Below are 11,056 nucleotides of genomic sequence, written 5' to 3' on the forward strand. Positions count from 1 at the left end.
GGACGAGGGCGTACAGCGCGACACGGGGGCCTGGGGGCAGAGCCCCCAGAACCGGCGCCCACACCGACAAACAGCACCTCACCTGAACCCACGATCACACGACCCCCGCCCGCCGAACCGTCGGCGACATTGGCACTCCGCTTGACCGAGTGCTAATCGCAGTCATAGTCTCAGTTCTGGCACTCCCCCCTGGAGAGTGCCAACAGCGACGGGCAGGTCCGGCACCCGCGACGACGGATCGACCTGGTCGCCACCTCAGACAGTTAACCCCGTGAGATCTCCGAAGGGGGAGGTCGGATCGTGACGACCACCAGCTCCAAGGTTGCCATCAAGCCGCTCGAGGACCGCATTGTGGTCCAGCCGCTCGAAGCTGAGCAGACCACGGCCTCTGGCCTGGTCATCCCGGACACCGCCAAGGAGAAGCCCCAGGAGGGCGTCGTCCTGGCAGTGGGCCCGGGCCGCTTCGAGAACGGCGAGCGCCTGCCGCTCGACGTGAAGACCGGCGACATCGTGCTGTACAGCAAGTACGGCGGCACCGAAGTGAAGTACAACGGCGAGGAGTACCTCGTCCTCTCGGCTCGCGACGTGCTCGCGATCGTCGAGAAGTAATTCACCCGGTTTCATCAGCATTACCAGCACTGCAGTGAACTGCGCCCCTGGCCCCCGCGACTCTCAACAAGCCGGGTGCTGGGGGCGCAGTTCGTTTCTCCCAAGTTTCCGAGAGGGCTGAACCGCTCCCATGGCGAAGATCCTGAAGTTCGACGAGGACGCCCGTCGCGCCCTTGAGCGCGGCGTCAACAAGCTTGCCGACACGGTGAAGGTGACGATCGGCCCCAAGGGCCGCAACGTCGTCATCGACAAGAAGTTCGGCGCTCCCACCATCACCAACGACGGCGTCACCATCGCCCGCGAGGTCGAGCTCGACGACCCGTACGAGAACCTCGGCGCCCAGCTGGTGAAGGAGGTGGCGACCAAGACCAACGACATCGCGGGTGACGGTACGACCACCGCCACCGTGCTGGCCCAGGCGCTCGTCCGCGAGGGCCTGAAGAACGTCGCCGCCGGCGCCTCCCCGGCCGCCCTGAAGAAGGGCATCGACGCGGCGGTCAAGGCTGTGTCCGAGGAACTCCTCGCGACCGCCCGCCCGATCGAGGAGAAGTCCGACATCGCCGCCGTGGCCGCGCTCTCCGCGCAGGACACGCAGGTCGGCGAGCTCATCGCCGAGGCGATGGACAAGGTCGGCAAGGACGGTGTCATCACCGTCGAGGAGTCCAACACCTTCGGCCTGGAGCTCGACTTCACCGAGGGCATGGCCTTCGACAAGGGCTACCTGTCCCCGTACATGGTGTCCGACCAGGAGCGTATGGAGGCCGTCCTCGACGACCCGTACATCCTGATCCACCAGGGCAAGATCGCCTCCATCCAGGACCTGCTGCCGCTGCTGGAGAAGGTCATCCAGACCAACTCCTCCAAGCCGCTGCTGATCATCGCCGAGGACGTCGAGGGCGAGGCCCTGTCGACCCTGGTCGTGAACAAGATCCGCGGCACGTTCAACGCGGTCGCGGTCAAGGCCCCCGGCTTCGGTGACCGCCGCAAGGCGATGCTCGGCGACATGGCCGCGCTCACCGGCGCCGAGGTCATCGCCGAGGAGGTCGGCCTCAAGCTCGACCAGGTCGGCCTCGACGTGCTGGGCACCGCCCGCCGCGTCACCATCTCGAAGGACGACACCGTCATCGTCGACGGCGGTGGCGACAAGGGTGCCGTGGCCGGCCGCGTCAACCAGATCAAGGCCGAGATCGAGAACACCGACTCCGACTGGGACCGCGAGAAGCTCCAGGAGCGCCTCGCGAAGCTGGCCGGCGGCGTGTGCGTGATCAAGGTCGGCGCCGCCACCGAGGTGGAGCTGAAGGAGAAGAAGCACCGTCTCGAGGACGCGATCTCCGCGACCCGCGCCGCGGTCGAGGAGGGCATCGTCTCCGGCGGTGGCTCCGCCCTCGTCCACGCCGTGAAGATCCTCGAAGGCAACCTCGGCAAGACCGGCGACGAGGCGACGGGTGTCGCGGTCGTCCGCAAGGCCGCCGTCGAGCCGCTGCGCTGGATCGCTGAGAACGCCGGCCTGGAGGGTTACGTCATCACCGCCAAGGTCGCCGAGCTCGACAAGGGCCAGGGCTTCAACGCCGCCACCGGCGAGTACGGCGACCTGGTCAAGTCCGGTGTCATCGACCCGGTCAAGGTCACCCGCTCCGCCCTGGAGAACGCGGCCTCGATCGCCTCCCTCCTCCTCACGACCGAGACCCTGGTCGTCGAGAAGAAGGAAGAGGAAGAGCCGGCCGCGGCCGGCGGCCACGGCCACTCCCACTGAGCCCACAGCTCACGCAACACGAAGAAACCCCCCGTTCCTGGCTGGAACGGGGGGTTTCTCCCTTCGCGGGCGGTCCGATGCTCTCTACTGCTCCAGGGAGTCCAGCGCTCCGAGCTGCCCCATCAGCCCCAGCCGGTCGTACTCCCACCAGCCCTCGACGATCTTCCCGTCGGCGTCGAACCGGTGAACGGTCGTACCGGTCATCGAGGCCTGCCGGCCACTGCTGGGAATCCCCATGAAGTCGCCACGCTGAGTCCCGTTCCACGTCCAGCGGGTGCAGACCCGGTCGCCCTGGGCGATCTGGTCGTGAACGGTGAACGCGAAGTCGAAGCCCTCACGCCACATCTGCATCTCACGCCGGGCCGCGTCCAGCCCGATGACATCCTGCTCGTTGGACGGATCGTGGTCGTGGTAGCTCTCCACGAACAGGTCGTTGAGCGGGGGGAGTTCGCCCCGGGTGGCGATCATCTCGAAGAACCGCCGCGAGGAGTCCGCGCACAACTGCTCGTCCCGCACCACGTCCAGATCCGTGAACGTCGGCATCTCGTCGCACAGAGCGACCATCTCGCGGAAGATCCGGTCCGTCTCCGGAAGGTTCGAGTTCCGCATCGCCTCCTCGTACGAGGGGAACTCCACGATCTCGACGAAGTGCGACGAGTCCGAGAGATCCTTGCCGATCAGCGTGTGCGTCGCGCTCCGCTTGCCCTGGGTCTGCTCGACCCAGGTGTCCATCAACCGGTTCATCTCGTCGAACCGACTGGTCTTGCAGTCAATCAGCTGTACGAACGTCATGGCGCCGCCTCCGGCCCCCCTGGGTCCGGTACCTCTCTCCATACTCCCACCGGAGTCGCGGCACCACCTCCTTCACGCCGGCCTGTACACCGGCCCGTAAATGTGTCACTGAGGCCCGTACTTCCGCCCCGTCTTCGACGAGATCCCGCCCAGCAGCGCCCGCGGCGTCACCTTCACCACGCCCATCAGCGCCTTGTAGCGCGGGTCCGGGATCGACAGCGACTTGCCCCGGGCCAGGTCGGCGAGCGCCGCCGCGACCAGCTTGTCCGCGTCCAGCCACATCCAGTTCGGGATGTTGTCCGTCCCCATCCCGGCCCGCTCGTGGAACTCCGTGCGCACGAAACCGGGAGCCAGCGCCATCAGCCGTACCCCGCTCCCCGCCAGATCCTTCGCCGCCCCCTGCGTGAACTGCACGACCCAGGCCTTCGACGCCCCGTACGTCCCGCGTGGCACGAACGCGGCGACGGACGCCACATTGACGACACCCCCGCGCCCCCGCTCCCGCATGCCCTCGGTCGCGGCGCTGGTCAGCCGCAGCACCGCCTCGCAGTGCACCTTGAGCATCCGCAGCTCGTCCGCCATCGAGACGTCGAGATAGCGGCCCTTGTTACCGAAGCCGGCGTTGTTGACCAGCAGGTCGACGGGGTTCTTGCGGTCCCCGAGGCGTGCGGCCACCGCCTCGATGCCTGCGTCCGTCGCGAGGTCGGCGCTCAGCACCTCCGCCTCGATGCCGTGCCGGTCGTGCAGTTCGGTCGCCTGCTCGCCGAGCCGCTTGGCGTCGCGCGCCACCAGGACGAGGTTGTGGCCGTCGGCTGCCAGCCGCCGCGCGAACGCGGCGCCGATACCCGCGGTGGATCCCGTAATCAAAGCCGTTGTCATGGCGCAAGATTAGTGACCCCGGCTGTGCCCGTCCGCCCCCTGCACGCTCCCTCCCGATCGTGAAGTCCCCGCCGGACACCTCAGGTAATCCCTTGTCAGCGGCCGTGCCTCACCCGCGGGTCAGCCGTACTTCTTCACATACGCGTCAGCCGCCGTCGCCGCCTCCGAATGCAGCGCCGCACCGGCCGTGAGCAGCCGTGGCAGCAGAGTCCGCTCGGTCGTCAGCGCCCGGAAGTACAGGGCGACCGTCACCTCGTGATCCGGCCGGTGCACGATGTCGACCGGGTCGCCCGCCCGTATCTCGCCAGGCTCGATCACCCGCAGATAGGCGCCCGGCGCACCCCGCTCCGTGAACCGCCGCACCCACTTTTTCTCACCCAGATGGCCCTGGAACGTCGCACAGGGGATACGGCCGCTGGTCACCTCAAGGACCAGCTCGGACCCGATCCGCCAGCGCTCGCCGATCAGGGCACCGGACACGTCCAGGCCTCGCGTGGTGATGTTCTCGCCGAACATCCCGTCGCGCAGCGGGCGGCTCAGCTCGCGTTCCCATGCGTCGAGATCCTCGCGCGCGACCGCGTACACCGCCTGTTCGTCGCCGCCGTGGTGCTGCTTCGAGCACACCGTGTCCCCGGCCAGGCCACTGCCCCCGACCCCTTTGGGCCCGGGCGCCGACACCCGCACCGGCCCGTCGACCGGCCGCTTGTCGATACCGGTGCCCTGCGGATGGTCCGTGTACGGCACGGACTGCGCACGACCCACGTTCACGGACAACACCTTCATCACGACACTCGCCCCCGTACTCGCCAGTTCACCCGTCGCATTCATGACCACGACCACACGCTAAGTCACTCATCCCCAAAGTGTCGACGCATTATTCGCCGCAGAACCAAAGAATCACTTATGATCGAAAAATGATCGAAGCCCGTCATCTCCGTGTCCTGCGCGCCGTGGCCTCCACCGGCTCCTTCTCGGCGGCGGGCCGCGAACTGGGCTGCACCCAGCCCGCCGTGAGTCAGCAGATGAAAGCGCTGGAAGCCTCGGTCGGCACCCCGCTGCTCATCCGCAGCGGGCGTGAGATGCGCCTGACCCAGGCGGGCGAGGCCCTCGTGCGACACGCGGCCGGCATCCTCTCGGGCCTCACGGCGGCGGAGGAGGAGGTCGCGGCGATCGCCGGGCTGCGGGCGGGCCGGGTCCGGCTGGTCTCCTTCCCCAGCGGCAGCTCCACCCTCGTCCCGACAGCCCTCGCCGCACTGCGCGCCGCCCACCCCGGCACCCGGGTCTCCCTGGAGGAGGCCGAACCCCCGCACTCGGTCGAACTGCTGCGCGAGGGCGACTGCGACGTGGCGCTCGCTTTCCGTTACGAAGGAGCGGCCGGCGCCGGTGAGTGGGACGACCTGGTGGTCCGCCCCCTCCTCACCGACCGCCTCGTCGGCCTCGTGCCCGAGGGTCACCGGCTGTCCCGCGCCGAGTCGGTCGCCCTCGGCGAACTCGCCGCCGAGTCCTGGATCGCCGGCTGCCCGCGCTGCCGGGGCCAGTTGGTCGAGGCATGCGAGAGCGCGGGCTTCACCCCGCGCATCGACTTCGCGACCGACGACTACCCCGCGGTGGTCGGCCTGGTGGGCGCGGGGCTGGGCGTGGCGGTTCTGCCCCAGCTCGCCGTCGAGTCCGTACGGCCGCGGGGTGTGCGCACCGTGACGCTGGAACCGGCGGTCCGGCGGGAGATCGTCGCGCTGACCCTGCCCGACCTGGCGCAGGTGCCGGCGGTCGCGGCGACACTGGACCAGCTCGCGCGGGCGGCGGACCGGGTCTGAAGCGCAGGGGCACGCGTGCGCGTGCCCCTGCGGGCCGCGCTGGAGAAACGTTCCTTCAGTTGTTCGAGTCGAGGTCCCCGCCACCGGTCGACGCCGACACCAGCCGGTTACGGGCCCGCCCCATCAGCTCTTCGCGCTCGTCCTCGGTCAATCCACCCCACACGCCGTACGGCTCGCGCACCGCCAGCGCGTGTGCCGCGCACTGCGCGCGGACCGGGCATCGCATGCAGACCTCCTTGGCCGAGTTCTCGCGAGCGCTCCGTGCCGCACCGCGCTCTCCCTCCGGGTGGAAGAAGAGCGAGCTGTCGACCCCACGGCAGGCCGCGAGGAGCTGCCAGTCCCAGAGGTCCGCGTTCGGACCGGGAAGGCGGGAGAAATCTGCCATTGTTTGTCCCCTTGTTGCCGTTCTGGGCTGAGTTGGTGCCCCTGACCGTACAACTACGATCTAAGGAGATGAAAATATGACTCATTGCGAATCTAGCCTCAGACACCAATAAAAGGGAAGAAAAACGGCTGAATGGGGCATAGGTTGTGATGAAACGTTGAGGGTCTGTTGTGCATGTCTGCACCGTGTCCACGCCCTCACGTAGAGTGCCGAAGACGACACACAGCCCCGTAACTCTTTCGAGTGACCGTCGTTGAGAGTGCGGAGGCGGTTGGAGGAACAAGCGCTCGGACGGGCGGCAGTACCCACTGCCGAGAATTCGGTCGAGTGTCAACCGCACAGGTGACAATTCTGTACCAGCCTGGAGGCTCAAGGTGACGCGCATCAGCTGCGGAGGGCGGCCATGACATCCGTCCTCGTCTGCGACGACTCCCCGCTTGCCCGAGAGGCGCTCCGCCGCGCGGTCGCGACCGTGCCCGGCGTCGAGCGCGTGACCACGGCGGCCAACGGCGAGGAAGTCCTCCGCCGCTGGGGTGCCGACCGTTCGGACCTGATTCTGATGGACGTACGCATGCCCGGTCTGGGCGGCGTCGAGACGGTCCGGCGGCTGTTGTCCGCCGACCCCGGAGCGCGCATCATCATGCTCACCGTGGCCGAGGACCTGGACGGCGTGGCGCTCGCCGTTGCCGCCGGTGCCCGCGGCTATCTGCACAAGGACGCCTCGCGCGCCGAACTGCGGGCCACGGTGACGCAGGCGCTGGCCGACCCGACCTGGCGGCTCGCGCCGCGCCGACTGCGCTCGGCCGAGATGGGCGCCGCGCCCACCCTCACCGCGCGGGAGATCCAGGTCCTGGAAGGCATGAGCCACGGCCGGTCGAACGCGGAGATCGGACGCGAACTGTTCCTCTCCGAGGACACGGTGAAGACGCACGCCAGGCGCCTTTTCAAGAAGCTCGGTGCCTCGGACCGCGCGCACGCGGTGGCGCTCGGTTTCCGGTGGGGTCTGGTCCGTTAGGTGGACCTCGCCGGGGGTGAGAAAGGCCCCGCCTACCGCATGGTGGGCGGGGGTCGCAAAACGGCCCGCCGGACAACCGCTGCTCGTTTCGCCGCGGATGCCGCATCCTTGAGGTGTGGAGTTCCTCGGGGACGAGTCGGTCGAGCGGAAGGGGAGGGCGCAGGATATGAGTTCCGGCGCACCTGCTCATAACGCTTCGGTGCACAACAACGGGCGCGGTGCCACGGAGAGAGCGGCGCCAAGGCACCATGGTCCGATGCGTGACGACGAGGCGGCTTATGCCCATGGGGTGATCGGTTCCCTCGTCCATCGCGCCGTCGACGGGGACGAGCAGGCGACGCACGACCTGCTCGCCCATGTCCACCCCCTCGCCCTGCGCTACTGCCGCACCCGGCTGTCCCGACTGCCGGGCGACGCGCGGCACTTCGTGGAGGATCTGGCGCAGGAGGTCTGCGTCGCCGTACTCCTCGCCCTGCCGCGCTACCGCGACACCGGACGCCCGTTCGAGGCGTTCGTCTTCGCGATCGCAGCGCACAAGGTCGCCGACCTCCAGCGTGCCGCGATGCGCCACCCGGGTTCGACCGCGGTCCCCTCGGACGAGATGCCGGAACGCCCCGACGACTCCCTGGGCCCCGAGGAACGGGCCCTTCTCAGCAGCGACGCCGAATGGGCCAAGAAACTTATGGCCAACCTCCCCGAGAACCAGCGTGAACTGCTTCTGCTGCGCATCGCGGTGGGCCTCACGGCGGAGGAGACGGGCCAGATGTTGGGAATGTCACCCGGCGCGGTGCGCGTGGCCCAGCATCGCGCGTTGAGCCGGCTGCGAGCACTGGCGGAGCAGTAGGGGCCGCAGCGCCGGGGCCCCTTTTCCCGGCCCCGTATGAACGACCGGGGCGCCTACTCCGTACGAACAGTCGATTCCGTACGAACATACGAAGCCCCGGGGCACCCCGCACCGTGGAATTCGGGACCCGTGCTTCCCGTTAGCATGGACATCCGCACCGAGCAAGGCCATTTGGGGAAGGTGTCATGACTGCCAACGTCGACGGAGTGCCCGCCAAGTTCGCGACACTCGGGCTCACCTACGACGACGTGCTGCTGCTGCCGGGCGCATCGGAAGTGCTGCCCAACGCGGTCGACACCTCGTCCCGCATCTCCCGCAACGTCCGCGTCAACATCCCGCTGCTGTCCGCGGCGATGGACAAGGTGACCGAGTCCCGCATGGCGATCGCCATGGCCCGGCAGGGTGGCGTCGGCGTGTTGCACCGCAACCTCTCCATCGAGGACCAGGTCAACCAGGTCGACCTCGTGAAGCGCTCCGAGTCCGGCATGGTCACCGACCCGATCACGGTGAACCCGGACGCCACGCTGGGCGAGGCCGACGCGCTGTGTGCCAAGTTCCGCATCAGCGGCGTCCCGGTGACCGACGGCAACGGCAGGCTGCTCGGCATCGTCACCAACCGCGACATGGCCTTCGAGACCGACCGCTCGCGTCAGGTCCGTGAGGTCATGACGCCGATGCCGCTGGTCACGGGCAAGGTCGGCATCTCCGGCACCGAGGCAATGGAGCTGCTGCGCCGCCACAAGATCGAGAAGCTTCCCCTGGTCGACGACTCCGGTCTCCTCAAGGGCCTGATCACGGTCAAGGACTTCGTCAAGGCCGAGAAGTACCCGAGTGCGGCCAAGGACGCCGAGGGCCGGCTGCTCGTCGGCGCGGCCGTCGGTGCCAGTCCCGAGGCCCTGGAGCGCGCCCAGGCGCTCGCCGAGGCGGGCGTGGACTTCCTGGTCGTCGACACCTCGCACGGGCACAACAGCAACGCCCTGAGCTGGATGTCGAAGATCAAGTCGAGCGTCCACGTCGACGTGATCGGCGGCAACGTGGCCACGCGTGACGGCGCCCAGGCCCTGATCGACGCGGGCGTCGACGGCATCAAGGTGGGCGTCGGCCCCGGCTCCATCTGTACCACCCGCGTGGTCGCCGGCATCGGCGTACCCCAGGTGACGGCCATCTACGAGGCGGCCCTCGCGGCCCGCGTCGCGGGTATCCCGGTCATCGGCGACGGCGGCCTGCAGTACTCCGGCGACATCGGCAAGGCGCTCGCCGCAGGCGCCGACTCCGTGATGCTGGGCAGCCTCCTGGCGGGCTGCGAGGAGTCCCCGGGCGAGCTGCAGTTCATCAACGGCAAGCAGTTCAAGTCGTACCGCGGCATGGGCTCGCTGGGCGCCATGCAGTCGCGCGGCCAGGCGAAGTCGTACTCCAAGGACCGCTACTTCCAGGCCGAGGTCGGCTCCGACGACAAGCTCGTCCCCGAGGGCATCGAGGGCCAGGTGCCCTACCGCGGTCCGCTGGCCGCCGTGCTGCACCAGCTCGTCGGCGGCCTGCGTCAGACCATGGGATACGTCGGTGCGGCCACCGTCGGCGAGATGGAGACCAAGGGCCGCTTCGTCCGCATCACGTCGGCGGGCCTCAAGGAGAGCCACCCGCACGACATCCAGATGACGGTCGAGGCGCCCAACTACAGCCGTAAGTAGGCGCGAGCGGTAACCGGACGTGCGAGAGGCGGTCCCGGAGGCACTCCGGGGCCGCCTTTGTCGTACCCGTCGGGGATACTGGGACGCGCACAGCCAAGGATGGAAAGGCCACACACGTGACTGAGATCGAGATCGGGCGCGGCAAGCGCGGCCGTAGGGCGTACGCCTTCGACGACATCGCCGTCGTCCCCAGCCGTCGTACGCGCGACCCGAAGGAGGTCTCGATCGCCTGGCAGATCGACGCCTACCGCTTCGAGCTGCCCTTCCTGGCGGCCCCCATGGACTCGGTCGTCTCCCCGGCCACCGCGATCCGCATCGGCGAGCTGGGCGGCCTCGGCGTCCTCAACCTCGAAGGCCTCTGGACCCGGTACGAGGACCCGCAGCCGCTGCTCGACGAGATCGCCGAGCTGGACGTGGACACCGCGACCCGCCGTCTCCAGGAGATCTACGCGGCTCCCATCAAGGAGGAGCTGATCGGCGCGCGCATCAAGGAGGTGCGCGACTCGGGCGTGGTCACCGCCGCCGCGCTCTCCCCGCAGCGCACGGCCCAGTTCTCCAAGGCCGTCGTCGACGCTGGCGTGGACATCTTCGTCATCCGCGGTACGACGGTCTCCGCGGAGCACGTCTCCGGTGCCGCCGAACCGCTGAACCTGAAGCAGTTCATCTACGAGCTGGACGTCCCGGTGATCGTCGGCGGCTGCGCCACCTACACCGCGGCCCTGCACCTGATGCGCACCGGCGCGGCCGGCGTGCTGGTCGGCTTCGGCGGCGGCGCCGCCCACACCACGCGCAACGTGCTGGGCATCCGCGTCCCGATGGCCACCTCGGTCGCCGATGTGGCCGCCGCCCGCCGCGACTACATGGACGAGTCCGGCGGCCGGTACGTGCACGTGATCGCTGACGGCGGCGTCGGCTGGTCCGGCGACCTCCCGAAGGCGATCGCCTGTGGCGCCGACGCGGTCATGATGGGCTCCCCGCTGGCCCGCGCCACGGACGCGCCCGGCAAGGGCCACCACTGGGGCATGGAGGCCGTCAACGAGGAGCTGCCGCGCGGCAAGAAGGTCGACCTCGGCACGGTCGGAACGATCGAGGAGGTCCTCATGGGCCCCTCGCACACGCCGGACGGCTCGATGAACTTCTTCGGCGCCCTGCGCCGCGCCATGTCCACCACGGGCTACAGCGACCTCAAGGAGTTCCAGCGCGTCGAGGTGACGGTCGCGGACTCGCAGCACATGCGATGAGATGACGCCGCGCTCGGCCTGAGCGAGTCGAAGGGG

11 protein-coding genes are annotated in these 11,056 nt (G+C 68.8%); 7 read left to right on the plus strand and 4 right to left on the minus strand.

Going from position 1 to position 11,056, the window contains the following annotated elements:
• Nucleotides 1-300: 300 nt before the first annotated feature.
• Nucleotides 301-609 (plus strand): co-chaperone GroES, encoded by a 309-nt coding sequence (gene groES / locus STRTUCAR8_RS20620; protein ID WP_006377800.1) that lies wholly within the window; start codon nt 301-303, stop codon nt 607-609.
• A 130-nt stretch (nt 610-739) separates the two neighbouring features.
• Nucleotides 740-2,362 (plus strand): chaperonin GroEL, encoded by a 1,623-nt coding sequence (groL, locus tag STRTUCAR8_RS20625; protein WP_006377787.1) that lies wholly within the window; start codon nt 740-742, stop codon nt 2,360-2,362.
• Nucleotides 2,363-2,446: 84 nt separating this feature from the next.
• Here the strand turns inward: groL and STRTUCAR8_RS20630 are convergent, their stop codons facing one another.
• The 3 genes from STRTUCAR8_RS20630 to STRTUCAR8_RS20640 form a co-directional block, all read right to left on the minus strand.
• Nucleotides 2,447-3,154: an ester cyclase gene (locus STRTUCAR8_RS20630; RefSeq protein WP_006377781.1), complete on the minus strand. Its 708-nt coding sequence runs from the start codon at nt 3,152-3,154 to the stop codon at nt 2,447-2,449.
• Nucleotides 3,155-3,259: 105 nt separating this feature from the next.
• On the minus strand, nt 3,260-4,033 hold the full coding sequence (locus tag STRTUCAR8_RS20635) for an SDR family NAD(P)-dependent oxidoreductase (RefSeq protein ID WP_006377789.1): 774 nt from the start codon (nt 4,031-4,033) through the stop codon (nt 3,260-3,262).
• Between the two features lie 120 nt (nt 4,034-4,153).
• Nucleotides 4,154-4,816, minus strand: a complete 663-nt coding sequence (locus STRTUCAR8_RS20640; protein ID WP_044472557.1) for an MOSC domain-containing protein — start codon at nt 4,814-4,816, stop codon at nt 4,154-4,156.
• Nucleotides 4,817-4,947: 131 nt separating this feature from the next.
• Here STRTUCAR8_RS20640 and STRTUCAR8_RS20645 point away from each other — a divergent pair, with 131 nt between their 5' ends.
• Nucleotides 4,948-5,847: a LysR family transcriptional regulator gene (locus STRTUCAR8_RS20645; protein ID WP_006377809.1), complete on the plus strand. Its 900-nt coding sequence runs from the start codon at nt 4,948-4,950 to the stop codon at nt 5,845-5,847.
• Between the two features lie 55 nt (nt 5,848-5,902).
• Here STRTUCAR8_RS20645 and STRTUCAR8_RS20650 read toward each other — a convergent pair whose 3' ends face one another.
• Nucleotides 5,903-6,232 (minus strand): WhiB family transcriptional regulator, encoded by a 330-nt coding sequence (locus STRTUCAR8_RS20650; RefSeq protein ID WP_006377788.1) that lies wholly within the window; start codon nt 6,230-6,232, stop codon nt 5,903-5,905.
• A 403-nt stretch (nt 6,233-6,635) separates the two neighbouring features.
• Between STRTUCAR8_RS20650 and STRTUCAR8_RS20655 the strand changes: the two genes are divergently transcribed.
• The 4 genes from STRTUCAR8_RS20655 to STRTUCAR8_RS20670 all read left to right on the plus strand — a co-directional run bounded on the left by STRTUCAR8_RS20655 (nt 6,636) and on the right by STRTUCAR8_RS20670 (nt 11,020).
• A complete protein-coding gene (locus STRTUCAR8_RS20655; RefSeq protein WP_003948568.1) occupies nt 6,636-7,247 on the plus strand; it encodes a response regulator transcription factor in 612 nt (203 codons plus the stop codon).
• Nucleotides 7,248-7,503: 256 nt separating this feature from the next.
• Entirely contained in the window at nt 7,504-8,091 is a 588-nt protein-coding gene (locus STRTUCAR8_RS20660) for a sigma-70 family RNA polymerase sigma factor (RefSeq protein ID WP_006377792.1), read from the plus strand.
• Nucleotides 8,092-8,276: 185 nt separating this feature from the next.
• Nucleotides 8,277-9,779, plus strand: coding sequence for an IMP dehydrogenase (gene guaB / locus STRTUCAR8_RS20665; RefSeq protein WP_006377816.1), 1,503 nt, complete (start codon nt 8,277-8,279; stop codon nt 9,777-9,779).
• A 116-nt stretch (nt 9,780-9,895) separates the two neighbouring features.
• Entirely contained in the window at nt 9,896-11,020 is a 1,125-nt protein-coding gene (locus STRTUCAR8_RS20670) for a GuaB3 family IMP dehydrogenase-related protein (RefSeq protein ID WP_006377796.1), read from the plus strand.
• Nucleotides 11,021-11,056: the final 36 nt, after the last annotated feature.

The organism is Streptomyces turgidiscabies Car8 (genome assembly GCF_000331005.1).
Taxonomy (GTDB): Bacteria; Actinomycetota; Actinomycetes; order Streptomycetales; family Streptomycetaceae; genus Streptomyces; species Streptomyces turgidiscabies.